The organism is Nitrosopumilus sp. S6, from assembly GCF_054515815.1.
On sequence record NZ_JBTNRI010000003.1, the window covers coordinates 61289 to 85423 of the forward strand.

A 24135-nucleotide genomic window follows, 5' to 3' on the forward strand; every position below is an offset into this window, starting at 1 on the left:
CGAGTTTTCATAACTCTAAATTGAATTAAATTCCAAAAAATCATTCTGCATTATACAGTCTACTCTTACCTATAAACTGGCGTTTATCTATAAAATCACTAGTATTTTTTACATATTTTACACTGAACTTTGTTTTCTTTTATAGCATGAATGCACAACTAAGACATGTCTTTTAGAAAATGTGTTCATTGTGGACGAGAATATGAAAGTTTGAGTGATGATTCTACTTGTTCATCAATCTGTGCAAAAGAAATTGGACAATAAATAAAATATAATTTATCTACTTTGCAATGTTTTCATGCAAGTTTTGTTTATTTTCAAAGTGTAATATACTTGTAAATGTATTTTTTATCAACAATGATTCATAAAATACGATACTTTGAAACAAAGACTCTTTCTGAAGGAGTATATCTTCAAGATGTGGTAAATGACTTTCTATCTGAAAAAGGTGAAAACATAATCGCAGTGATGCCTGTCATGGGAAATTCTTTACTAGTTCACTATAAGGAATAGTTTTACCTTTGTCTAGCTTTTTTTTCTAAAATATCGATTAGATTATTCACAAAATAATCTCCATCTCTAGTATTTGTTATGCCTACAATATTTTCCATTCTGCGTTTTGTTTCATTTGAAATGTATAGTTGAACCATACTATATTGTGCATTTCTATCTATTTAAGCAAAAATCTGAAAAATGTGTTATGACGTTCAATAAACCACTTAATCTTCAAACTTAGAACGTAGATTAATCATATACCATCAAATTTTTCTCTTCCAACAAATTGTGTATTTGATTTACGGAACGATATATCTCTTTTTCAAGTTTAGCTCCTACACATACTAATTTCCCTGAAGCAAAAATTAGAATTACCGTTTTTGGATCTAGCATTCTATGAATTAGTCCTGGAAATTGTTCTGGTTCATACATACTTCTAGGAAGTGTTCTGGCTGCTTGTTCCAAGTTAACTTTGCCTCCGAGATTAATTGATGATACGATATTTTGTATTGTTATTTTTGGTTCATTTTTAATTTTGACTTTTTCTTTTTTGAGTTTTCTAACTACGGCGTTTACAGCTTTGATTGCCATCTTTTCTGATTTTCCACCAGTACACACCATATTTCCTGAACTAAAAAGTAATGTTGCAGTTTTTGGTTCTTGAAGTCTAAATACTGCCCCTGGAAATTGTTCTGGATGATATTCTACATGAGGAAATTTTTTTGTTATTTCTAATAGATTTAATTTTTGATTTATTGCTGCTGATGCAACTACATTGACTATTGCAATTATGGGTTTAGTTTGTACCATATCTGTTTTATTTACAAACCTATATCCTGACTCTGTCTGAGACCTTTGTATCGATTTCTTATTGTAACTTCAGTAACATTTGAGGCTTCTGCAACATCTCGTTGAGTTCTGTCTTCTCCATTTTTAACACATGCCAAGTATAATGCAGCTGCAGCAAGTCCCATAGGATCTTTTCCTGCACATTCATCATGTTCTTGAGCAACTTGCAGTACTTTGATTGCATAACGTTTTGATTTTTCTGTAATTCTTAATTTGCTTGAAATTCTTGCAATACATTGAATTGGATTTACAACAGGCATCTTTAATTCTAATTCATAATGCAATATTCTATAACATCTGGAAATATCCTTTTTGTTAATGTTGCCTGCATCTGCAACATCTTTTAGAGTTCTAGGTGTTTCGGTATCTCTACATGCCGCATAAATTGATGCTGCAATTATTGCAGAAATTGAGCGTCCTTTTACTAGACCTTTTTCTAATGCTTTTCTGTAAATGTAAGATGCTTTTTCATTAACTGCATCAGAAAGGGATAATTTGTCTTTGAGTATTGATAATTGCCCAAGTGCTTGTCTGAGATTCCTATCTACAGATGAAGTTGCTTTGCTTCTACTATCCCATGTTCGCAGTCTTTCAATGGTACTTTTCATAGAAGTGGAAAGAGGCTTACCTGTTGCATCTCTGTTTGCTTGACTGATAACTGTGGATAGTCCTCTATCGTGCATCGCAAGTGATGTTGGCGCTCCTGTCCTGGTTGGATCTGTCCCCCCGTCTTTTGTAAATGATCTCCATTCTGGACCTGACTCTTGTAATGTTTCTATAATTACAAAACCACATTTGTTACAAAATCTTTCTCCTGTCTCATTATCTGAAATTACACTGTTTTTACCACAACGATTACAGAAAGAGTCACTCTTGATAACTTCTAAAACCAAAAAACCATACCGCAATTATGTGTCGTTCGTTCTATAATAACTGGCTTATTCTACAATTATTTCATACGTACTATTAAAATCCCTAGTAATTTCTTGGTCCTGGATTTTCGAGTTTATCGTGTAATGTCTCATTTCTTAAATTTTCTCTTAATCTTCAGATATTGTTTCATCATCTTCTTCATATTCTGAATCCAATATGTTGAGATAATAAAGAATTGATTTTCTATAATCCATATTACATCAAACAAAGTCCATTAAAATTTAAAATACTAACATGATTGATTGTATTTGTTATTTTCATGCTCTTATCTTTTCTTCTACTATAAGAATAAGAGGTATTTTTGATATTTTTGTTGAATTGCGTCGGTATATATCATAGACCAACTATCTGAGGTATGTTCAAAAAAATAATTGAAAAACTAAGATTTGGTTCTTGTAAAATCAAAACAACTAGTGATGCAAACCCATCCATAAATTCTGAAAAAAAGAAATCAGAGAGTACCGACAAATAATGACATATCATTGCAAACATTGCAATTTTAAATGGGATGCCTCTGAAGATAATATCCAACAATTATTTTTACACGAAAAGAGTCATTTGACAAATACTAGTAAATCAAAAAATTAACATGACTTTGATTTCTCCTAAAGGAACTAACATTCCAGGATCATATCGAAAATGTGAAGAAACAGAATGTACTAGATTAATTCCCTGTCCTCATGTTAGATGTCAAGAACATCGCACAGATATGGCAATTGAAGACTGGGTTGTTCAACATAAGGAATCATAGTTTCAATTTTGTATGCGTCCATTTTTAACTTCAAAATGATATATGAATCGTCATGAGCCAATACTCTGTAAACAGTATTGGGCGTGCAAATTAATTAAGAAAATAAAGTAATTCTAAGTCAACAAACATTTTTTGATATTACCCATACATTGATTTCTCAGTAGTTTCATCAGAATTTGCCTGTCCTGAAAAACCACTAAAATTAGAACGGAGTATTTTTTGAATATGTGCAGTTACTCTTGCAACATTATCCCAAGTGTCATGAAATGATATTCTATCTAAAACCTGTTCATCAACATGTGAAAATATTGCTAGACCTGCAATGTTTTCTTTGTCTTTTACCCATTGATGTCCTACATTGCAAATTGTACATATTTCACTAATATCCATCACAGCCTTTGAAAATGATGGATTTTTCATTACCAATAATTGTGCATCCTCTTGTGGGAATCTCATATTAACATTCAAATGAATTCTATCTGCTCTGTTTGCATTCTTACTTACAATGACATTTGTTCCTACTCGAAACTGCCATTCAATTAGATTGCTTTTCTCTTTGACTTTGTCTGTTTGATCTTCATAATTGATGTTAGTTACTTTGATGAATTCTTCAACAAGATTTTTCATTTCATCAGATGTCTTTCCCATAAAACCACTCACAATCTGTGCAATATATGCATGTTATAGAAAAAAGAGTTAATGGCTGTGTCCACAACCGCAGGAATCATGTCCTCCATGACCCTCTGTTTCTTTTCCTGCACATCTAGAACATTTGTCTGAACCTGTTGGTGAGAAAAATCCTATGCCGCAAGAAACGCATTTTTGATTTGCCATGTTACTTGTCAAAAACTACTGTATTTATTGAATACGGGTTATTTGTACGCCTGTGTCTTATTCTGATGGTCTTGCGTTACCAACTTCGCCTTTCTTTTGGAATTCTCTGTATTCTCCTATGACTCCATTGCATTTTTCACAAACATATTGACCTCTCTCAATTAAGATCAAATTGTCTGCAACTTCTTCATTTGGACTTTCTTCTAGGTTAATTTTTGGCGGATTATCAAATTCTGTTTCGCAATTATTGCAATAATGTTTTAACATTTTTTCAGTTTCAATTTTTCCTATAGGGGCTAGAAATAATTTTCCTACTCCTAAATCTGCTTTTTTTGCTTGTTCGTCAGTAAGATCTGCAATTACATATCCTCCAGAACCTTGAACTTTTAATTCTGCCATTTCACATTGTTCTTTTTTTAGTTATTAAAATACTATTTGTGCTAAAATGATAATTTCTCAAAACAACGAGACACACGGAAAGCGTATTTTTTCCTAGGACGTTGACCTAACATGAAACGCTTTCCATACCTTCATTCTACGACGCAGAACCAAGGTTTTCTCGTTACATACTATACGTTAAAATGATATTTAACATTGATCTTGATTCTCACCTAATGCTAACCTTGCATCTTATGAATTGATGAACACTTTGGAATTTGATACTGTTATCATCTCTGCCATGCTTATTGAAATTCCTTCTTTCTCTGAAATGGATGTAATTTCATTATGATGATTGTCTCTCAAATGTTTTAGAAATTCTTCTTCTTTGATGTTATTTTCTTTGTAGTTGCAATCTGGAAATACACAATTGAAATTCAATTTTTACTCTCTAATTCTTTAATTTTAGCCTCAAGTTCTTGAACTTTTTTTCGTAATTCTATATTTTCGTCCCGCAGTGAATCTATTTCCCTTTGATGTAACTCATTAAGATCCATAGTTTTTGTGAACTAGTTGTAGACTTAAGCGTAGTGCTTGATTTCTAAAACCATAGATTCTTATCTAAAATTTTTCAGCAAAATTTATGGATAAAATAAAACAAAATTCTTCTGTATTATTCTACTTTAACCATTCAAAAAAATGGCTTGTAAAAATTTCAAAAAAGGATTCCCTTCATACTCATATTGGAGTCATTAAACATTCTGATGCTATAGGAAAAGAGTATGGTTCTAGACTTGTTACGAACAAGGACAAGTATGTCTATTTGCTCAAACCTACAATGTATGATTATGTAATGAAAATACAGCATGGTACTCAGATAGTTTACCCAAAAGATATTGGTTACATTATTGCGAGGGCTGGAATTGAAAGTGGTCAGAAAATTTTAGAAATTGGAACTGGTAGTGGTTCGCTTACTTCTTGTATTGCAAGTATTGTAAAACCACGTGGACATGTTTACACTTTTGATGTTGATGAAAATTTTATGAAGATTGCTGAAAAAAATATCAAAAAGGCTGGAGTTTCAAAATATGTTACACAACATAACCAAGATTTGAAAACTGCAAAGAAGATGCCTCTTGAAGATATGGATGTTGCATTAATTGATCTTGGTGACCCATGGATAGTGATTCCTCAAGTTCGAAAGATGCTCAAAGGCAGTGGTTCTATCTTTGCAATATGTCCTACCATGAATCAATTAGAGAAATTAACAATGGCTTTAGTTGAGAATGAATTTACTGATATTGAATCTACTGAACATATTTTGAGAACAATCGAAGCTCGTGAAGGAAAAACAAGACATTCATTTCAAGGAATAGGTCATACTACCTATCTCTGCTTTGCAAGAAAGGCCTTTTTTGGAAGAGAATCCAAGAAATCATCCTCAAAATCCAAATCTGCTTCTAAACCAAACAAAAAAACCACCAAGAAAACAAGCAAGAAAACATCCTAAATTTCAAAACAAGATTTATTCATCTATTCTTTAGAGGTATCATATTGGTTCGAAAAACACTAACAACTGCACTAGTAAAAAAATTCATTCCTGCTAGAAAAGCAAAATCTCGAAAAGGTGAAAATGGTATTGTTCTAGTTGTTGGTGGAAGTTACATTTACCATGGCGCCCCAATTCTATCTTCAGTTGCAGCATTAAGAACTGGCACTGACTTAGTTTACACTTCTGTTCCCAAAATTAATGTCTCATCTACTCGTGCTGTATCTCCAAACTTGATTGTAATTCCTCTAGTTGATCAAAAACTAACCCGTGGCGCTGTAAACAAACTCTTAGGTGCGTTACCACGAAAACTGGATTCTGCAACAATTGGAATGGGCCTTGCCATCCAAGAAAAAAACTCACTTTTGCATCTTGTTAAATCCCTTTTAGATAGAGACGTTCGTTTGTCCCTTGATGCCAGTGCATTAATTCCAGAAGTATTACCTCTTTTGGCAAACAAGAATGTTGTAGTTACTCCTCATGCAGGAGAGTTTAAAAGATTATTTGGACAGACTCCTTCTAATTCTAAAAATGAAAGAATAAAACTAGTAGAAGAAAAAGCAAAAAAATTTGGAATTACCATTTTACTAAAAGGTGCAACCGACATTATTTCTGATGGTAGTTGCACTTATCTTTACGAGAAAAAAATCCCTGCAATGACTGTTGGTGGAACTGGAGATGTGTTATCTGGATTGGTTGCAGGATTGTTATCAAAAAACAGAAAGCCTTTGGAATCTGCAGCAGCTGCCGCCTTTATCAACGGATTAGCCGGAAAAGCAGTTCAAAAGAAACTAGGATTGCATATGACTTCAATGGATCTTCTAACTGAAATTCCTTCTGTAATGAAGCCTTTTGATAAAATAGTATGAGATCATGAATCCGCTAAAACACGTTGATACGCATATGGAAAATCTGATTTCAGATCTTCAAATGCTAATTAGACAACCTAGTGTTTCTGCAAAAAACGAAGGAATTGAAGAATGTGCAAAATTAGTTCAAAAATTATTAAAAAAATCTGGTGTACAGTCTGAACTTTTACGACTGAAAAAAGGTGTGGCTCCTATCGTATATGGGGAAATAAAATCAAAACAAAACCCCAACAAAACTCTCATGTTTTACAATCATTATGATGTGCAACCAGCTGAGCCTTTTGAATTATGGGACTCTCCACCGTTTAGTGGGACTCGTAAAGGAAACAAAATCTTTGGACGTGGTGCAACTGATGATAAGGGTGAGTTGATTACTAGAATCAAAGCAGTTGAGGCTTGTCTTAAAACAACTGGCGATGTTCCTTGTAACATAAAATTTGTAATTGAAGGTGAGGAGGAGACTGGCAGTGCTCACATTGAAGATTATCTAAAAAAATACAAAAAGAAATTCTCTTGTGATGGTGTAATCTGGGAATTTGGATATGTTGATGCAAAAAACAGACCTATAATTGGACTTGGAATGAAAGGATTACTCTTTGTTGAATTGTCTGTTACAGAGTCTGTTAGAGATGCTCATTCTAGTTTGGCAGTTTTGATAAAAAACCCTGCATGGAGATTGATTGAAGCAGTTCACACTCTACGCGATTCTAATGGAAAAATACTCATCAAAGATTGGTACAAAGAGGTGACTCCTTTCTCAAAACAAGATTTGAAATTGATCAAAAGTGAGCCATTTGATGAAAATGATTTCAAAAAAGAATTTGGTATCAAATCTTTTGTTGGAAATAAGAAAGGAATTGACGCAAAAAAGGCTCTAGTTGGAGGTGCTACTTGCAATATTGCCGGATTTGTCTCTGGATATACTGGCGATGGTGCAAAAACTGTACTTCCATCTAAATCTCTTGTAAAGATTGATTTTCGATTAATTCCTAAAATGGACCCAAAAAAACAAGTTATGCGTTTGAAAAAACATCTAAAATCAAAGGGATTCTCTGATGTTGGAATCAAAGTCTTTCATGGGGAAGCAGCTGCTAGAACAAACTCTTCAGACCCATTTGTTTCTCAAGTAAAAGATGCAGCTAACAATTCCTTTGGAAAATCCATACTGAATGTATCTAATGCAGGTACTGGTCCGATGTATCCTTTTGTTGATATTCTAAAGGCTCCTTGTATTTCGATAGGAAGTACTTACATGTTCTCAAGAATTCATTCTCCAAATGAATTTGCACGAATTGACTTACTCAAGAAAATGACAAAATGTGCATGTTTGATAATGGAGAATTTTGGAAAATCTCAGTGAAGACATCTAGGTAGTTTCTTAACAATGTGTGATAGTGAAACTCTGCCTGGACCTCCTGCAACTATTACCAAGCATGCTGCAAGCAATATCAAATCAATACGATATCCTCCATCTCCTGTGAGACTTTGTGCTTCTTTTACAACAAAAATTGCTCCTATCATAATTATTGAAATTAGTGATGCAGAAATTCTGCTCAAAACTCCTATGATCAATAGAATTCCTGGAATTAATTCTGCTAATGCTATGGGTATGTGCATTTCTGGTGGCAATCCCAAACTACTCAAAAATCCTCCAAACCCTGGATTGCCAAGTTTAGACATGCCTGCAACAATGAAGATCACACCTATTGATGATCTTAGGCCCATAAACGAAATGTCTACAAAACTTCGTTTGCTAATTTCGCTAGTGGTCATGACTCAAAGAGTTTTTTTTAGTATAACTATTTTGCTGACAGTCTCTCTGTAAATTGTAGAAAGCCCTTTATTATGCTGCAAAATTATTTGAAATATGTCAATGTATATGCCAGGAGCAACTGCTGTTGGAATTACTTTTGATGGTGGCGTAGTTTTTGCCAGTGAAAAAAGGATCGCATTTGGAAACTTCCTTGTAAGCAAAACCACAAAAAAGACATTTCCTATAACTCCTAAAGTCGGTGCAACATGTGCAGGTCTTGTAGCTGATATGCAGATTTTATCTTTACAAATTGCCGCTCTTGCTAAAATTAGAAAAATGGAACTCAAAAGAGACGTTCCTCCAAACACTGTTGCCAAAATGATGTCAAATATGATGTATGAGAGAAGATACTTCCCACTATTGACTCAGGTAATCGTAGGCGGTGTTGTTGATAAACCAATCATGTATACTTTGGACCCATTAGGTTCTGTTCTTCCTGATGAATATGCTGCAGTTGGAACTGGTGCTGAAATGGCATTAGGTGTACTTGACCCTCAATTCAAACCAAACATGACAAAAGATGAAGCAATTGATTTGGCAAAACGTGCAGTACGTGCAGCAGCCCTTAGAGATTCTGCAAGTGGTGATGGTTTGGATGTTCTTGTAATTACCAAAGATGGTACTGAAGAATTTACAGAAGACATAAAATAAAATTTTAATCGTAAATCGTTTTTCCAGTTTCCCAGAATTTGTCTGAAATATAATGAAGGTTTTTTAGAACTTCACCTTTGTCCATTTTTTCTAATTCTTCACTTGATACAACTGATTTTCCAACAGCTAAGAATTTGTGTTGTGACTCTTCAACAATACAAACTAGTTTATCTTTTTCAAATTCTGTAAATGATTTAATTCCTGGTCTCATCAAATTTGCACCCTTGCACATGAATTTGACTGCACCCATATCTACTGTAACACTTGGAAATTTTTCCAGCATGTCTGTTTCTGATAAAAATGGCAAATAATCATCATTAATTTTTAGAATTTTAATTCCCTTTCCTGTGATGATTTGTGCATCATCTAAAATTTGATGTACTTTGAGATTTTTGATTTTAGGAAATTCAATTCCCCATTCTTCTGAAACTGTTTTTAAGAGTGTAGATGTCTCACTCTTTGAAATTAGATTTGACTTCAAGTTCTTGCAATCTCTTGTCTAATGTCTAACAAATCTCTTAGAATGGAACTGGCAGTTTCCATGCCTCCTGCCCCTCTTCCAATTATTGTTTGTGTGCCTGAATGCTCTGATGTAAATGCAATTGCATTTAGTGTTCCATTTACACAAAGTGGATCATCATTTGAAACTTCTTTTGGTGCAACTATCAGCTCTTTGTTACATGATGCGATTAGTTTTACTGAACAATTGTTTTTGGCTGCTTTTTTGATATCTTCAGTTGTCACCTTGCGAATTCCAGTACAATTAATGTCTGGCATTGTTACTTTCATTCCCATAACAAAATTTGCAAGAATTACTAGTTTGGCTGCTGCATCAAGTCCGTCTAAATCTAAAGCCTCATCTGCTTCTACGTATCCCTTGTCTTGAGCATCTTTGAGTGCGTCTTCATATGAAACTCCTGTTGCCATGTTTGTTAGAATGTAATTTGTAGTTCCATTGAGGATGCCTGCAAATGATGTGATTCTTTCTCCACTTAGGCTGTTTTTTGCATAATCTAGAATGGGTGTTCCTCCACCTACTGTTCCGCTAAATTTGAACATAACTTGATTGTATGTTGCAAGTTCCATTAGTGAAGGAAATGCAAGTGCAAGTGGCCCTTTATTTACTGAAATTACATGCATGCCTTTCTTCATTGCTGTTGTAATGTGTGTCATTCCTGGTTCCGCATCTTTGTAATTACTTGCAGTAGTTTCAATGAGAACATCTGCTTCTACATTTTTGAGCATGTCAACACCTGACATTGTATTTTTTGTATCTGCATAATTTTTCACAGTTCCAAATTTTTTCTTAACTTCGATGAGTCTATCTAATTCTAATCCTGATGGATTAACTGCACTTCCTTTACTATCAAAAACTCCTACTACTCTAGGTTTGAGTCCATATTTTGCATACAGATCCTCTGCTCTAGAATCAAACAACTTAACTAAGCTTTGGCCAACAACACCAAATCCACATAATATTATTCTCAAATTACGTCATTCCTTTTACTATGATTGTTGCTCATTTTCTTTTTCATTTGATTTTCTTATCATTAAATGTGTTTTATTAATAATTTTTGAAATTATTGACCTTCATCATCTTTTTCATGTTGTAATGAAATCGAGTTGATACAATACCTCTGATTTGTAGGCTGGGGACCATCATCAAAAACATGACCTAAATGTGCTCCACATTTCTTACAATTAACTTCAGTTCTTACCATTCCATATGACGTATCTGAAATGTATTCGATCTTGTCTTCTGAAACTGGTTCCCAGAAACTTGGCCATCCTGAACCTGAATCAAATTTTGCATCTGATGAGAACAGTTCTTCCCCACAACACGTACATTTGAACGTCCCTTCAAGTTTTGAATTGTTATATTTGCCAGAAAATGGTGGTTCAGTTCCGTGATTTATACAAATTTCGTATTGATCAGGTGTAAGGTGTTCTTTCCACTCTTCGGGTGTTTTTCTAACTTTTTCTGACATGTCTTATCTTCTCTCTGAAATTATTTGAATATTTTTATTTCAACTTTTTTCTTTTTTCTTCAGTTCTTTTTTCTGACTCGAATCTCTCTAGGTCGTACTCTTTCATATCCACAAATTTCATGATTTTACTTAGATTTGGATGTACTTTGTTTATTTGTTGAAACATTTGTTGTGCTACTCTTCTATAGTCAACATGTCCTTGAGGAACTGTTCTTAATTCTATCAAATGGCATGCTTCTCTTAAATTAAATTTCATAAAGTATGGATAGTTATATGCAAAGTTTACCACATATTGTCCTTGTTCGGGATATTTTTTTCTAATCTTATCAAATGTTTCTTTTGATTTATTCATGCAATCTTTAAAGTCCTTTTCAATACCTAGAATTTTTATTTCATTAGGAAGGCTATACCCATGGTCTGTTGTAAGTAACTGTCTTTCTAGTGTTAATGCTCTGTGTCTGTGAAAATCTCTAAACATTCCAAAATTATTATACAAATCAAATGTATAGTAGACATTTTCAAACGCTCTTGATGGTCTATGTCTTCTGTTTGTTCGTAATTTAGCAAATTCATCAATAATTTTTGTTTTGTTTTTCATTGACATTTTTTTGACTTGTTGTAAAATATCTTGATATGATGTACTTGGAGATTGTTCATACATTATACTTGTAATGATTTTATCTATTGCAATTTTTTCTGATTCATAATCTACTAATTTTGTTCTTGTTCCTTTTTTTGGATTTGACTTGATTTGTTTTGCCGAGATTGTTTTTGATTTATTTTTTACATCTCTGAGATATTTTTGAAATGCTTTTCCATGTTTGTCGTCTGCTCTTCTAACAAATGACTTTATAATTTTATCAAGCTCTTTTTTGATTTTTGAGGCTAAATCTTGCTCTTCTTTGAGGTCAGATGAGCCTAAAACTGTGAGGAGATATTCAAACGCTCTTCCATTACCTGTAATTCCCACATTTGTCAAAGTTGATGCCGGTAATAGACCTCTCAAAATATCTAATGCTTTAGCTTTTGTTGAACCTTTGTAAATCATGTTTGCAGATTTTATATCATTTTCATTTTTTAATTTAGAAAATGATTTTTCTTTTCCATCTCTTGAATCTTTAAAGTTGTATTTTTCAATTGGATATTTTTCTCTTACGTAATTTATCATTGGTTCAATGTTTCTTGAGTACACCTCAAATGAAAAATTACATGTTTCTTCATACATGTCTGCAAATTTAGATTTCATAATTTCTGGGTCTCTGTAAAATCTGTATTTTCCATTTTCTTTTTTGTTCCATGCAACATATCTTGATGATTTTTCTAAATATGATAATCCAATTCTTCTATCTTCAATTTTTTTTACTGCAATGTTTGATAATCCTTCAATTGCAATTTGTGCTTCTCCAAGTTCTGCAACTGAATCATCTCCATATTCTAAAAGTACTCTGTTGTAAAATTCTTCTCCTCTATTTTTATTTTTTAAAAATTCATCAAGAAAAATTCGTCGCATACTTTTGTCAGTTCTACTGTATCTTGACATCAAAGCACCACGATCAACTTGTTGCGGTGTAATTATGGCAAACACATTGCCATCAGTATTTGAAAAATGTTCTGATAGAATATTTTTTTCTTTAACTGAAAATTCTGACAATATTGATGTCAGGTTTTTCAATTATTAATAGTCTATTTCTTTTTTCCAATTTGAATTAGATCGGGTCCTTTGTCTTTATTGCCTTCTTGACCTTTTGCTTGCCATCTAAGTAACACTTCTTTGAATGCAGCTGCATCAGCTTCATTTTCAGTATACATCAAAGTGGTGACCCAGAAACCGTTATTGGCAGTTTTACCTCCGACAGAATTCATCCAAAAATCGCTTGGCAAATTCTCCATAACTTTACTGTCTTTTTCTTTAGCAACTTCTGACCATCTGTTTGATACAAAATTCAAAATCTGTTCAAGTTCTTCTCTTTTAATCATGAGCCTACTATTTGGCCTCTAAATTTTAAAATTTCTACAAAATCCGTGATTTTTAGTTAGTGAAAATAATCTTACTAAAACCAAAAAGAATACTTACACTTTGCTGGTTATACAAATCTCTAAAGTTATTCACATGACCAAAGACGATATCGAGATAATCGGTAAAAACGTCAAAGACATGTACGGAACATTCATGGGCAAAGTCGCAGGAACTATAACTGACATTGACGGTAGTATTCAATCCGTCGGCATTGACTGCGGTTCTCAAGGATTACAGCAAATCCAATACGAGCAACTAGTAGTTCAAGGCGATGTAGTTATTTTCATTCCAAAATGGAGACTTGACTCACAAAGACTCATTCGTGAAAAACAACTAACGTTACGTCGTCTAAAGGCCTTGATTGATATTGTTTCAGAAAATGATGACATGAAAGAAGATGCAGAAATCATTCATGAAAAATACAAGTCAAAACTTGTATCATTAGATGAAACAGAAAGTGAAATCAAAGCCAAACTTGAGGCAAGATTGACAGAGTTAGATGAACAAATGAAGTCTGCAAAGATGTTATCATTTGATGCAAAAGTACAATACAAGAGCAATGAAATCTCTGAAGAAACATTTGAAACTGTGAAAGCATGCACAACTGAGGTAATTGAGCATGTAACTCACGAAGTAGCAGAAATTGAAAATGTTAAGAGTAGAATTGCAGACTTGTCATTGGAAGTGCAAGAGATAACTGCTCCACCTACACCAGACATCCAAGAATCAGCCGTTTCATATCTGGAGACAAATGAACCACAACAAGTAGTTCAAACAAGTCTTCCGGAAGCACCAACAGAACCCGTTACAACACCTTCAGAACCAATTGAAGTCGAGGCAACCCCTATGCCAGAACCTCCAACAGAATCTGAAGTAACATTTGCATTTCCAGAACCACCCCAACAGGTGACCGCAGAGACTCCAAAAGACGACAACGATAATGATTGGCTTGCTAGAATGGAAGCACAATAATTTTTTTAATTATTTTTTAACATTTAGAAAGATCTTAGTTCATACACTTTTTGTTGACTGAGACCTACAATATCGGACTTGGAAATAATGACACTACTATCCGAAACAAAGCTGATTTTGATTATGTCTCATTTTGGGATGATCAAGCAAAAAATCTCTCTTGGTTTTCCCCTTGGAGTAAGACCTTAGATTGGCAGCCTCCTTTTGCAAAATGGTTTGTTGGAGGCACAATTAATGCCTCATACAATGCCCTAGATGTACATCAGGAGACAAAATCCCAAAAACCTGCCATATTGTGGGAAGGTGAGAATGGTGATTCTAAGATTCTCACATATTCTGAGATGTTATCTCAAGTCAAAAAATTCTCAAATGTTCTCAAATCTCTTGGTGTGGAAAAAGGAGACCGTGTAACTTTGTATCTTCCAATGATTCCTGAATTACCAATTGCGATGCTGGCTTGTGCTAGAATTGGAGCAACTCATACTGTTATCTTTTCGGGATTTAGTGCGACATCAATTAGAGATAGAGTTGATGATTCAAAATCTAAAATTATAGTTACTGCAGATGGAGGTTATCGTCGTGGAAAAGTTGTAAAACTCAAAGAAGTAGTTGATGAGGCCATCCAAGATTTTGATTTTGTTAAAAATGTTGTAGTTGTTCAAAGAACCAAAAATGAAATTTCAATGTCTTCAAAAGACAAGTTTTGGAATGAATTAATGAAAGATGCATCTGATAATTGTCCTGCAGAAAAATTAGATAGCACCCACCCACTTTACATTTTGTATACATCGGGAACTACTGGAAAACCAAAAGGCGTTTTACATGGAACTGGTGGATACCTAACTCACCTTTATTCTACTTTCAAATGGGCATTTGACATTAAAGATTCTGATGTCTTTTTCTGCACTGCTGATATTGGATGGGTTACAGGTCATAGTTATGTTGTTTATGCCCCTTTGTTACATGGCGCAACAGAAATTATGTATGAGGGAGCACCTGATTTTCCTGACGCATCACGAATGTGGGATATTTTACAAAAATACAAAGCAACAATCTTCTACACCACTCCAACTGCACTTAGAATGTTTATGAAATTTGGTGATGATATTCCAAATTCATTTGACCTTTCATCATTACGATTACTTGGAACTGTTGGTGAACCAATCAATCCTGAAGTTTGGAAATGGTATTACAAAATAATTGGTAAAGAAAAATGTCCAATAATTGATACATGGTGGCAAACAGAAACTGGGGGAATGCTAATCTCACCTTTGCCTGGTATAGAGACTATTCCTCTAAAACCTGGCTCTGGAACTCGTCCAATTCCAGGCGTAAATATCACCGTTGTAGATGAAAATGGTATTGATGTTGCTCCTAATACTAAGGGATACCTTGTGATCAAGAATCCTTGGCCTGGAATGCTTTTGACGTTATGGGGTGATGATGAAAAATACAAGACGGTATATTGGTCAAAATATGAGAACTGCTATTATCCTGGTGATTATGCTCTAAAAGACTCTGATGGATATCTTTGGTTACTTGGACGTGCAGATGATGTACTCAAAGTTGCAGGACATAGAATTGGTACTGCAGAACTTGAAAGTTGTATTGTTTCTCATGATGATGTTGCAGAATCAGCTGCATGTGGTATTCCTGATGAAGTAAAAGGTGAGGTGATAATTGCATTTGTTGTACTAAAGGAAGGAGTTACAACTAAAACAAAAGTTTTGGAAACAGAACTTGTTGCAAAAATTAGAACTGATATTGGTGCAATTGCTACTCCTAAACAAATCTATTTTGTCTCAAAATTACCCAAAACAAGAAGTGGAAAAATTATGAGGCGATTACTAAAAGCAATTGGTAATAATGAAAAAATTGGTGATATTAGTACATTAGAAGATGGTGCAGCCGTTACCGAAGTCCAAACTGCTTTTGATGAAATTCAAAAATCTATTCAAGAATCAACTTAAATTTTCTTCAAATCAATTGTGGATAACATCTTAAACATATCTTTGAGTCCGTCATATTCTGATTTTGATTCTTCATCTAATTCGTTGTATTCTTTTTCTTTAATTTCATCTAATCTGTTATTTGCATCTTTGAAAAATTGCTTGTATTCATTTATTTTTTCATCCGTCATTTGTGTAAGATCAAAAATCACAGTATTGCTTCCTAGAAGATTTTTGTTTTCGTCATATAGGCTAGTTGCATGTAACATTCCTGGGAATGTACTCCCATCTTGTCTCTTGAATATGATTTTTCTATCAGTTACTTTTCCTGTCTCAAACCATGTTTTAAGAGAATTATTCATGTTTTGCCACTCTTCTTTAGGCACGTGCTCAAAGATTGTCTTGCCTAAAATCTCTGATTTTGCATAACCTAGGTTTGCAGCATATGTTGAATTACAGTCTAATATTGCTCCAATGGAATTGATCCTTCTCCACATTACTGGTGCATCTTTGAGTGTTTTTCTTGCTTCTGTTTGTGGCATTTTTTAAAATTGTAAGAACTAGTTATTAAATTGAAATATTTTCAAAACCACTGATCTAAGTTTTGACTTTTCTTTTCTAATGCTTTTTTTAATCTGTTTAATGTTGAGTTGACTCTGTCTTCAGAAAAACTTCGTTCCTTTACAAGATAATTAGTCATTCCTTCATAGTCTATGTCGTTAAAAATAATTTCTTTTACATCTGCAACTTCTGGATTCAAAAATATTTTTCGAATTTGCTGAAAGTCAATCTCTTGTAATTGTTCTTGAATTTGAGGTATATCTTCTAATCTTGAATGCTGTTTGATCATCTTTAATGCTGTCTTTGGACCTATTCGTTCAAAACCATTTGGATTAAAATCAGTCCCAATTAAAATTCCTACGTCGATGAGCTCTTCTCGTGTTAATTCTAAAGAGTCTAATGTTTTTTGAGTTTCAATAATTTCTGGAACAATATCGATGTATGTGTTCTTGTTAGGTATTTTTCTTCTACCACTGTTTGTAAAATTTCTAACTAATCTTTTTGCACCGCAGAGAATTGAATCAAAATCTTGACTTGCAGAAGCATGTGCTTGACCTGTGTTTGTAAGATGAGCTGCAGTTGCTTCTCCTTCTGATGGTGCCTCAATGTATGGTATGCCAAAATATGTCAAAAGTTGTTTTGATTCTTTTACCATTCCATCTTTCATACTTGTGGTTTGTTGAGCATATTTTCTGGCATCTTCCATATTTCCATCTGCAATTGCTTTTTCGTATTTTATGGTGGCATCCATTTTGATTTGTTTTCTACGCTCAATTTCTGCAGTTTTTAGAGATGGTGGCTTTCCATCAAAAACATAAACAGGTTTTATCCCTAATGATAGGAAATTTACATTTCTGTATAATAGTCCGCTGAGATGACTGGTTATTCTGCCTTCTGCATCTGATAATTGTAATCCATCTGGACCTCTGATACTTGCTAAAAACTGGTAGATTGCATTGTATGCGTCAATTGCAATTACCTTATTTGAAAATGCTTCTAGTGTTGTTTTATCTCTGACAACTAAATCTTTTAGATTTAATCCCATGTGGTTGGTTGAAATTTTATGCTATTTTGTGTTTGTCTTTTTAATTTGATCGGATTTTTGAAAAATCGATTTTAATATTGATTTTATCTGTAATGTATTATGAAAAAATTGACTCTTCCCCCTTATCTTGAAGATAAAATATTTGAAATAAAGTACTCTGATGATACCGTCTTCAAAATAACTTCATACTTTCCTTTGGCTGATTCTGAAAAACAAGAGATACGCTCTATTTTGAATATGGATTTTTCTGGATTTTATTCTATTTTCACGGATAAGGTTTCTGATGAAGAATGGAATCGTACTAAAGACCAAATCAAAAAAAGATTCAACGACGAATTATTTGGAATTGATAAAAAACCCTAGTTCGAATTTGCTTTATTATGGAGAAAATCTCATATTAATTGCCGGGGTAGCCAAGCGGTAAGGCGGCCGTCTCGAAAACGGCTACGCGCAAGCGTGCAGGGGTTCGAATCCCTTTCCCGGCGTGTTTATAATTTTTAAAGTACCTCAAAAGAGAATCAATATGACTAATACAGAATCAAAAATTCAAAACTCTGATATTTCAACTGCTGAATTAATTTTACATTTTAGGGAAAAATGCAAAATCTGTGGTCATCATAGAATCATGCATGATGCTCTAGGAAAGTGTGAAGGTGTTATGAACAAACCTTGTACGTCTGGTTGTGACAAATTTGAAGCAGAATAATTTCAAATTCTTTAATACTTATTTTCTCTAGTTATCTTATGGCCCCTGATGTAAAAGAAGAAAAAATCTATCCTCTAGGTTATCAACCTGAAATTACTCCTGAATCCACTAATCCTAATGTGAGAAATCAATTAATTGATTTTATTTTAAAATCTGGGCCCACTGAAGTTGTAGATACTGATTTGTTTGCTGTTATGGCAAAGAGACGTTCTACACGAAAATTTTTAGACAAACCTGTTGAGACTACAAAAATTGATAAAATTATTGCAGCAGCTGATACTGCTCCTACTGCTGGAAACTATCAGGGGTTTGAAATTTTTTATGTAAAAAGTCCTGAAAAGAAAAAACAATTAATCAAAGCATGTAATAATCAACCTTATGTTGATGCCCCAGTAGTGTTGGTATTTTGTAAAAATCCTTCTAGAGTAAAATTTGATTTTCCTGAATATGTACTAAAGAAATTTGCAATTCAGGATGCTACATTGGCAGCTGGATATTCTCAATTGGCAGCACAGGCTTTAGGGTTGAGTTCTATCTGGATTGGAATGTTTGATGAACAAAAAGTAATGGATGTTATTGGAACTGATTTGGTGCCTTCTTCTGTACTGTGCATTGGATATCCTAAACAAACTAAATTCCCAAAACCAAGAAGAAATCTCAAAGACTTGGTCCATGTAACATGGTAGCTGCACCTAAAATTATCCATATTTAAATAATCAATAATATTTGTTAGATTCATGACTGATGCTTACATTATGCTAAATTGTGAGTTAGGTGCAGAGGCTGAAATCATTGAAAAACTCAAAGAACTTGAACAAGTCGTTGACGTCTTTGAAACTATCGGAACTCATGATATGCTAGTTAAATTACAGGCAGAAAATTTTGAGAAGATCCGAGAGATTGTATCTTGGAATATTCAAAAATTAGACAAGGTCCGTTCTACTGCAACTCTTATAAAAAAAGATAATTAGATTGATGTTAATCTAATTTAGATGGCTGATGATAAAAACGAGATAGATAAACTCATTGATAATATGATTACTAGTGGTGATGAGTTAGTTGACAATCTTAAGACAATCTTACCTAATTCTCTTGCAGAATCTATGGTAATGTTTCATGAATCAAATGTTGAAAATCTGAAAAAAATTAAAGAATTTCTTAACAAATAGATTCTAAATCGAATCATGTCATTACTACTATATCCTTTTTAATCATTAGTTAGGTTTGAAATCGTGCCAAGATCTAGAACCATCACTATTACTGTAAAGAAAAAAACAGGTGATGCATTTGATGCAATTTTACAACTTCCTCCTAAAATGATGCCAGATGCAAAATTCCAAGATGATGGATGGTGGTCTTTTACTGGGCCTCATGGAAAATCTAAACTAAAATTCAATGAAAACAAATCACTTGGCATTTTAGACCACAAATATGTAGATGAAGAATCAGTATGGGATGTTCCTATGAGGGTTGTTTCAAATGGCGATTATTCTGAAATTTTGATCACTTTGAACAAACCAGATGAATTAACTGATGAACAATTCAATCAAAGAATGGAAGAGATTGAAGAAATGGTCAATAACATGAAACAGATTATAGAATCTTCCTGAGCCTAGATACATAGAAATCATTCCTTAACCTTAAAAGTAAATTTGGATATAATGTATTGATAAAAATGCCATATGAAGAAGTATATTTTCAAAGATTAGAAGAAGATGAACTTGAAATATCTGAAAAAATAAAATCTAAAAAAGATTCCTAGTCCTGTTTTCCTTCAGAATCCTTGTTTTGTGAATTTCCTGGACCGACGATGTCTTCGGGTTTTACTTTGCTATCCCAGTCACCTCTTACACCTTTAACCAATGCAATTACTCCTGCTCCAAGTAATCCTATAACTAGTGCAAAAAATACCGTCTGATCCATTATCTTAAATGAACAATTAATCTCCTGTGGAGGCTTGTCATCAAAATATTCGTAACATGTTCCAAATTCATTTTCTTCAAATGTTGCAGCTTGATACTGTCCTCCCATCACTCCTAAAATTAAAAATCCTACAAAAGTTAATCCTACCCCAATTAGGATAAATCGCATATCTGTCATGTTGTATTTTGCAGTTTCACAGTATTTACATTTTGACCCAAAAATATCCTAGTATTATTTTTCTAATAATGCTTTTAGATTTTCAAGTGATGCTTCATAAAATGATCCCATAAATACAAGGAAATCTGTAAATTGTTTTTCTGACATTTTTTTACTGTTGATATATGATTGCCATGTTAATTCTACAAGGCTTCTTGATTTTGGTTTAATTGATAGTGTTGCAACATATGCTCTTAATGGCAATCCTTCAGTTGCAACATATGTGAAATACTCTCCTGTCTTCCATGCTACAACATGTTCTTCAATTTGATTCCCGTCTGCAAATGTGATTAATCTTATTGCACCAACATCTTTTTTCTTTTTAGAAAGATATACTGTCTTTTTTACATCTACTAACCATGTTGGAAGGCCAACAATATTACTAATTTTTCTCCAGACTTTGTCTTTTGATGCTTTGATCTTTATTGTTTTTTTAACCGTACCTGTATGAAATGATTTTTTCAAGGTTTTTGCCATATGGGACATCAAATCTTGTGAGTTTTAAATTTTGTACAACCATTTTTAATCCCCTTTGACAAATACTATCAAATGGTCTTTGGATGGGGAAAAAAGAAGCAAGAAGAAAAACCTGCTGAAGAGGTTCCACAAACAAAAGAAATCTCTCTTAATGATGTGGAGAAAATTGTGACTGATCTTGAAAAACTGCGTGAATCTCAAACTATTTCTGAAGTAAAACACCTTCGAGATAATACTGCTCCCCTAATTGATGATTTGATTAATGTTGGAAAAATGCTTGAAAAAGATACGCTAAATGTTGGTGATATTGATAAACATCTTGCAATTATTGTAGTTAGGGGTAAAAAACAGGTAATTGATGTAATTAAGAAAGGAGTTGTTTCTCTGCCCGACGTCTCTTCAATTGAGAGTGCTAAAAAACTGGATAATACTTTGAATCTAATTCTAAAAAAAGTTGGGGATGTTTTGGGACGTCAAACTAGAGTCATTCATATTTTTGCAAAAAAATATGCTACACAACTAAAAGACAATTTGGAAGTGATGAATCAAAACCATTCTGATATTCATAATATTCTTCAAAACTTTGAAAGTACAAAATTAACTTCTAGTGAAATCATTGATTCATTAAAAAAAATTAATACTCTCAAATCTACAAAGATAGAAAAAACTCAAAAAATTACTGATACAAACAATGAATTAGAATCTACAAAAGAACATCTTTCCTCTTTAGAAAAGTCTATTGAAGAAATTAAATCATCTGATGAATATAAAAAATATCTTGAATCAAAAAAATCTTTAGAATTATTTGAAAATGAAAAATTAAAAATTAAAGATGAAATAAATTCTCAATTTACAAAAATTTCTAGGCCTCTTGGACGATATGAATACGCATCTTCTTTAGATAAAGATCAAAAAAATATTCTTACAAAATTAGTCGAAAACCCATTTGATGTATTAATTCCTCAAAACAAAGATTCTATAATTGTGATTTTAGAAAATGTTAGAAAAGGTATCACATCAGGTTCAATCTCTGTAAAAGATGTTGATAAAACATTGTCTCAAATTACTGAAACTGAAGAGACATTGGATGGATTCATCTCTCAGGTTTCAGAATATTTTAAAAAATATCGACAAATGTCTGATGAACTAGAATCTTTACGTTCTGAGAAATTGATCTCACTAGAATCTGAATTTACTAAAACTTCTGAAAATAAGGATGATTTACAACTAAAATCTGAAACATTTCAAGGTGAAGTTGATGAAATTGACTCTGATATTCCCAAAGTTGTATCTGAAATAGAGAAAAAATTACGTTTATTCTCAAATACAAAATACACTGTTTTGATGTCTTAAAACTAAATTAGTTTAAGATTTGATACTTTATGTTGTTCAAAAAGAAAAAATTTGAACGGAAGGTCATACTCCAAAAAGAAGTTCTTGACAGCATCCTATCATATTGCCAAATGAAACATCCAAATGAAGGAATCTTAATTCTTAAAGGAAAATCAAAAAATGGTGAAATTAACATTGATGGACTTGTAATTCCACCATTTAATTACACTGGACCTACGTTTGCAGGATTTCCCCATTCCTTCTTGCCTTTTGATATGAGTTATGTTGGAATTGTTCACTCTCATCCAAGTGGTTCAGCTGAACCGTCTGTTACTGATTTGAATAATTTCTTTGGTTTAGTTTCTATGATTGTAAAATCCCCTTATTCTGATGATTCTATTTTTGCCTGGGATAGTAATGGAAACGCCATCCCACTTTCAATAAAATAACTCTTCATAATTATAGTGGAATTTTTAAAAATCTGACAAAACTTTATACCATTTCTTAAAAGCTGTTTACAACATTTGTAATTTTGATATGTTTCTCTGAAATTGAATGACCGTGATCTTTGAGGATTTTTACATGGTAATGATTTTCTCTTAGTTTGCAGAATTTACAAAATCCACAATAGACATTATTTTACCCATTTCAACTAAATGTCCATAACTTTTCTTATTGGATACTTTGGAAGATGGATTATCTATGCTGATAAATAAAATGTGTTTGTTATCTAATGGAATGGTGATTCTCTTTATTTTCTCATAAGCTGCAATTACATACATTCCTCTCCCAACAATTTTTTCAATTTTTGCACGTTCTTCCCAAGCACTTGCTGCTCTCTGAAGAGTCTTTTTTGTATCTGCCAACGGAATCATGTTTTTTACATTGTTTCGTTTACTGTTCCAGAGAATCTCCCCATTTTTATCACAAATTGCCGTAAATCTAATATCTGAATTAAAATCCATCAACATATTCAGTAATCTTTCAAATTTTTCCACAGATACTATGCAACAACATCGTCTAAAAACATGTTGAATTTCTCAGGTAGAATTTGACATTAAATGTGACCAGTGGATAATTTTTCTATTAATTTTTGTTTTTGATATTCTTCATTTGCAAAATGTCCAACATTTGCAAAATATCCAACAATTGCAATAATGATTACTGCTTCAACTATTCAACCTATCTGCATTTTTGAGGATTTCATAATTTTTCTAATTTTATGAAAACTTGAGATTTCCTAGTCTACCATCTATTTTCACTCACAACGGAGGTGGGCATTCTATTTTTACTTATTATCGTAAACTCTTTCATCCTCATTTTCTTCCTATTTTTTTCAAAGTTCTTACTGTGACTTTTATACGTCAGTTCATGTGTCAAAATTCAATATTTTCTTATGCATAAACTTCTTGCAAATTCTAAATTTTCATATAAATGAAAATTATAAAGCATGACTCGCAATGTTTTTAACCTTTTTGAAGGTACTTCCTATGAATTGTTTAATTACAAAACTTATTTGATATTCTTATTTGCTTCACTAGCTATCAGCATTGGATTGCAGATGGTCTTACCATTTCCATATGGATTGGGGGCTGCACTTGCAATATTTATCGCATTTCCACTAATTTTGAGAAGACGATACATGAATCGTATGAGAGGTGGTTATGGTGGTAGCGACTCTGGTACTGGCGGTGGTGGATTCTTTGGAATGGGTTCACAAGGTGGCTCTGGAGGCGTACGTTACGTATGTCTTGTATGTAACAATAAACACAAAGGTGGTTCATGTCCCCGATGTGGCTCTAAAATGCAACGTGCTGACTTCTAAAA

Annotated in this window: 35 protein-coding genes and 1 tRNA gene; 18 read left to right on the plus strand and 18 right to left on the minus strand. The window is 33.1% G+C overall.

What is annotated here, in order from left to right; all coding sequences use genetic code 11:
• Window positions 1–339 precede the first annotated feature (339 nt).
• Window positions 340–513, plus strand: a complete 174-nt coding sequence (locus ACX12B_RS02995) for a hypothetical protein (RefSeq protein WP_459352573.1) — start codon at window positions 340–342, stop codon at window positions 511–513.
• Between the two features lie 2 nt (window positions 514–515).
• On the opposite strand, the gene ACX12B_RS03000 is transcribed toward ACX12B_RS02995, so the two are convergent.
• The 3 genes from ACX12B_RS03000 to ACX12B_RS03010 form a co-directional block, all read right to left on the minus strand.
• A complete protein-coding gene (locus tag ACX12B_RS03000; RefSeq protein WP_459352574.1) occupies window positions 516–650 on the minus strand; it encodes a hypothetical protein in 135 nt (44 codons plus the stop codon).
• A gap of 94 nt (window positions 651–744) precedes the next feature.
• The gene (locus ACX12B_RS03005) at window positions 745–1305 is read right to left on the minus strand and encodes a TATA-box-binding protein (protein ID WP_459352575.1); all 561 of its coding nucleotides are present in this window, start codon (window positions 1303–1305) and stop codon (window positions 745–747) included.
• A gap of 11 nt (window positions 1306–1316) precedes the next feature.
• Window positions 1317–2237, minus strand: coding sequence for a transcription initiation factor IIB (locus tag ACX12B_RS03010; protein ID WP_459352576.1), 921 nt, complete (start codon window positions 2235–2237; stop codon window positions 1317–1319).
• Between the two features lie 629 nt (window positions 2238–2866).
• Here ACX12B_RS03010 and ACX12B_RS03015 point away from each other — a divergent pair.
• Window positions 2867–3028 carry a hypothetical protein gene (locus ACX12B_RS03015; protein WP_459352577.1) on the plus strand — a complete coding sequence of 54 codons (162 nt, stop codon included), beginning with the start codon at window positions 2867–2869 and terminating at the stop codon, window positions 3026–3028.
• Between the two features lie 138 nt (window positions 3029–3166).
• Here the strand turns inward: ACX12B_RS03015 and ACX12B_RS03020 are convergent, their stop codons facing one another.
• From ACX12B_RS03020 to ACX12B_RS03035, 4 genes are all read right to left on the minus strand, one after another.
• A complete protein-coding gene (locus ACX12B_RS03020) occupies window positions 3167–3676 on the minus strand; it encodes a hypothetical protein (RefSeq protein ID WP_459352578.1) in 510 nt (169 codons plus the stop codon).
• A gap of 48 nt (window positions 3677–3724) precedes the next feature.
• Window positions 3725–3862 carry a hypothetical protein gene (locus ACX12B_RS03025; RefSeq protein ID WP_182126749.1) on the minus strand — a complete coding sequence of 46 codons (138 nt, stop codon included), beginning with the start codon at window positions 3860–3862 and terminating at the stop codon, window positions 3725–3727.
• A 57-nt stretch (window positions 3863–3919) separates the two neighbouring features.
• Window positions 3920–4261 carry a hypothetical protein gene (locus ACX12B_RS03030; RefSeq protein WP_459352579.1) on the minus strand — a complete coding sequence of 114 codons (342 nt, stop codon included), beginning with the start codon at window positions 4259–4261 and terminating at the stop codon, window positions 3920–3922.
• 231 nt (window positions 4262–4492) lie between these two features.
• A complete protein-coding gene (locus tag ACX12B_RS03035) occupies window positions 4493–4681 on the minus strand; it encodes a hypothetical protein (protein ID WP_459352580.1) in 189 nt (62 codons plus the stop codon).
• Window positions 4682–4883: 202 nt separating this feature from the next.
• On the opposite strand from ACX12B_RS03035, the gene ACX12B_RS03040 reads away from it, so the two are divergent.
• From ACX12B_RS03040 to ACX12B_RS03050, 3 genes are read left to right on the plus strand one after another with little or no spacing between them, the layout of a single operon-like run.
• Window positions 4884–5750, plus strand: a complete 867-nt coding sequence (locus ACX12B_RS03040; RefSeq protein ID WP_459352581.1) for a tRNA (adenine-N1)-methyltransferase — start codon at window positions 4884–4886, stop codon at window positions 5748–5750.
• Window positions 5751–5794: 44 nt separating this feature from the next.
• Window positions 5795–6658 carry an NAD(P)H-hydrate dehydratase gene (locus tag ACX12B_RS03045; RefSeq protein WP_459352582.1) on the plus strand — a complete coding sequence of 288 codons (864 nt, stop codon included), beginning with the start codon at window positions 5795–5797 and terminating at the stop codon, window positions 6656–6658.
• A gap of 4 nt (window positions 6659–6662) precedes the next feature.
• The gene (locus ACX12B_RS03050; RefSeq protein WP_459352583.1) at window positions 6663–8018 is read left to right on the plus strand and encodes a M20/M25/M40 family metallo-hydrolase; all 1356 of its coding nucleotides are present in this window, start codon (window positions 6663–6665) and stop codon (window positions 8016–8018) included.
• Here the strand turns inward: ACX12B_RS03050 and ACX12B_RS03055 are convergent.
• Window positions 8012–8431, minus strand: a complete 420-nt coding sequence (locus tag ACX12B_RS03055; protein ID WP_459352584.1) for a DoxX family protein — start codon at window positions 8429–8431, stop codon at window positions 8012–8014. The two genes, ACX12B_RS03050 and ACX12B_RS03055, sit on opposite strands and share 7 nt — an antisense overlap.
• A 94-nt stretch (window positions 8432–8525) precedes the next feature.
• Between ACX12B_RS03055 and ACX12B_RS03060 the strand changes: the two genes are divergently transcribed.
• Window positions 8526–9122: an Ntn hydrolase family protein gene (locus ACX12B_RS03060; RefSeq protein ID WP_459352585.1), complete on the plus strand. Its 597-nt coding sequence runs from the start codon at window positions 8526–8528 to the stop codon at window positions 9120–9122.
• A gap of 4 nt (window positions 9123–9126) precedes the next feature.
• Here ACX12B_RS03060 and ACX12B_RS03065 read toward each other — a convergent pair whose 3' ends face one another.
• The 5 genes from ACX12B_RS03065 to ACX12B_RS03085 form a co-directional block, all read right to left on the minus strand.
• Window positions 9127–9603 (minus strand): PUA domain-containing protein, encoded by a 477-nt coding sequence (locus ACX12B_RS03065; protein WP_459352586.1) that lies wholly within the window; start codon window positions 9601–9603, stop codon window positions 9127–9129.
• Window positions 9600–10610: a homoserine dehydrogenase gene (locus ACX12B_RS03070; protein ID WP_459352587.1), complete on the minus strand. Its 1011-nt coding sequence runs from the start codon at window positions 10608–10610 to the stop codon at window positions 9600–9602. The genes ACX12B_RS03065 and ACX12B_RS03070 overlap by 4 nt, the downstream gene beginning before the upstream one ends.
• A gap of 92 nt (window positions 10611–10702) precedes the next feature.
• Window positions 10703–11110, minus strand: coding sequence for a peptide-methionine (R)-S-oxide reductase MsrB (gene msrB, locus ACX12B_RS03075; RefSeq protein ID WP_459352588.1), 408 nt, complete (start codon window positions 11108–11110; stop codon window positions 10703–10705).
• 34 nt (window positions 11111–11144) lie between these two features.
• Window positions 11145–12761, minus strand: a complete 1617-nt coding sequence (locus ACX12B_RS03080) for an FAD-dependent thymidylate synthase (protein ID WP_459352589.1) — start codon at window positions 12759–12761, stop codon at window positions 11145–11147.
• A gap of 32 nt (window positions 12762–12793) precedes the next feature.
• A complete protein-coding gene (locus ACX12B_RS03085; protein WP_459352590.1) occupies window positions 12794–13087 on the minus strand; it encodes a hypothetical protein in 294 nt (97 codons plus the stop codon).
• A 133-nt stretch (window positions 13088–13220) separates the two neighbouring features.
• Between ACX12B_RS03085 and ACX12B_RS03090 the strand changes: the two genes are divergently transcribed.
• Entirely contained in the window at window positions 13221–14099 is an 879-nt protein-coding gene (locus ACX12B_RS03090; protein WP_459352591.1) for a CdvA-like protein, read from the plus strand.
• A gap of 53 nt (window positions 14100–14152) precedes the next feature.
• Window positions 14153–16069, plus strand: a complete 1917-nt coding sequence (gene acs / locus ACX12B_RS03095) for an acetate--CoA ligase (RefSeq protein ID WP_459352592.1) — start codon at window positions 14153–14155, stop codon at window positions 16067–16069.
• Here acs and ACX12B_RS03100 read toward each other — a convergent pair.
• A complete protein-coding gene (locus tag ACX12B_RS03100; RefSeq protein WP_459352593.1) occupies window positions 16066–16590 on the minus strand; it encodes a PAS domain S-box protein in 525 nt (174 codons plus the stop codon). The genes acs and ACX12B_RS03100 overlap by 4 nt on opposite strands.
• Window positions 16591–16631: 41 nt before the next feature.
• Window positions 16632–17654, minus strand: coding sequence for a flap endonuclease-1 (gene fen / locus ACX12B_RS03105; RefSeq protein WP_459352594.1), 1023 nt, complete (start codon window positions 17652–17654; stop codon window positions 16632–16634).
• 99 nt (window positions 17655–17753) lie between these two features.
• Here fen and ACX12B_RS03110 point away from each other — a divergent pair, with 99 nt between their 5' ends.
• The 7 genes from ACX12B_RS03110 to ACX12B_RS03140 all read left to right on the plus strand — a co-directional run bounded on the left by ACX12B_RS03110 (window position 17754) and on the right by ACX12B_RS03140 (window position 19970).
• On the plus strand, window positions 17754–18017 hold the full coding sequence (locus ACX12B_RS03110; RefSeq protein WP_459352595.1) for a hypothetical protein: 264 nt from the start codon (window positions 17754–17756) through the stop codon (window positions 18015–18017).
• Window positions 18018–18057: 40 nt separating this feature from the next.
• A tRNA-Ser gene (locus ACX12B_RS03115) sits at window positions 18058–18139 on the plus strand.
• 38 nt (window positions 18140–18177) lie between these two features.
• The gene (locus ACX12B_RS03120; protein WP_459352596.1) at window positions 18178–18360 is read left to right on the plus strand and encodes a hypothetical protein; all 183 of its coding nucleotides are present in this window, start codon (window positions 18178–18180) and stop codon (window positions 18358–18360) included.
• 38 nt (window positions 18361–18398) lie between these two features.
• A complete protein-coding gene (locus ACX12B_RS03125; RefSeq protein WP_459352597.1) occupies window positions 18399–19046 on the plus strand; it encodes a nitroreductase family protein in 648 nt (215 codons plus the stop codon).
• Window positions 19047–19097: 51 nt separating this feature from the next.
• On the plus strand, window positions 19098–19331 hold the full coding sequence (locus ACX12B_RS03130) for an Lrp/AsnC ligand binding domain-containing protein (protein ID WP_459352598.1): 234 nt from the start codon (window positions 19098–19100) through the stop codon (window positions 19329–19331).
• Window positions 19332–19352: 21 nt separating this feature from the next.
• Window positions 19353–19529: a hypothetical protein gene (locus ACX12B_RS03135; RefSeq protein WP_459352599.1), complete on the plus strand. Its 177-nt coding sequence runs from the start codon at window positions 19353–19355 to the stop codon at window positions 19527–19529.
• Between the two features lie 63 nt (window positions 19530–19592).
• Window positions 19593–19970, plus strand: coding sequence for a hypothetical protein (locus ACX12B_RS03140; protein ID WP_459352600.1), 378 nt, complete (start codon window positions 19593–19595; stop codon window positions 19968–19970).
• 148 nt (window positions 19971–20118) lie between these two features.
• On the opposite strand, the gene ACX12B_RS03145 is transcribed toward ACX12B_RS03140, so the two are convergent.
• Together ACX12B_RS03145 and ACX12B_RS03150 are read right to left on the minus strand one after the other, a co-directional pair.
• On the minus strand, window positions 20119–20451 hold the full coding sequence (locus tag ACX12B_RS03145; protein ID WP_459352730.1) for a hypothetical protein: 333 nt from the start codon (window positions 20449–20451) through the stop codon (window positions 20119–20121).
• A 63-nt stretch (window positions 20452–20514) separates the two neighbouring features.
• Window positions 20515–20976 carry an SRPBCC family protein gene (locus tag ACX12B_RS03150; RefSeq protein WP_459352601.1) on the minus strand — a complete coding sequence of 154 codons (462 nt, stop codon included), beginning with the start codon at window positions 20974–20976 and terminating at the stop codon, window positions 20515–20517.
• Window positions 20977–21048: 72 nt separating this feature from the next.
• Between ACX12B_RS03150 and ACX12B_RS03155 the strand changes: the two genes are divergently transcribed.
• Both ACX12B_RS03155 and ACX12B_RS03160 read left to right on the plus strand, forming a co-directional pair.
• Complete coding sequence (locus tag ACX12B_RS03155) at window positions 21049–22329, plus strand: exonuclease SbcC (protein WP_459352602.1); 1281 nt, start codon at window positions 21049–21051, stop codon at window positions 22327–22329.
• Between the two features lie 29 nt (window positions 22330–22358).
• Window positions 22359–22757, plus strand: coding sequence for a Mov34/MPN/PAD-1 family protein (locus ACX12B_RS03160; protein WP_459352603.1), 399 nt, complete (start codon window positions 22359–22361; stop codon window positions 22755–22757).
• A gap of 150 nt (window positions 22758–22907) precedes the next feature.
• Here ACX12B_RS03160 and ACX12B_RS03165 read toward each other — a convergent pair whose 3' ends face one another.
• The gene (locus ACX12B_RS03165; RefSeq protein ID WP_459352604.1) at window positions 22908–23306 is read right to left on the minus strand and encodes a hypothetical protein; all 399 of its coding nucleotides are present in this window, start codon (window positions 23304–23306) and stop codon (window positions 22908–22910) included.
• Between the two features lie 452 nt (window positions 23307–23758).
• On the opposite strand from ACX12B_RS03165, the gene ACX12B_RS03170 reads away from it, so the two are divergent.
• Window positions 23759–24133: a hypothetical protein gene (locus tag ACX12B_RS03170; protein WP_459352605.1), complete on the plus strand. Its 375-nt coding sequence runs from the start codon at window positions 23759–23761 to the stop codon at window positions 24131–24133.
• Window positions 24134–24135: the final 2 nt, after the last annotated feature.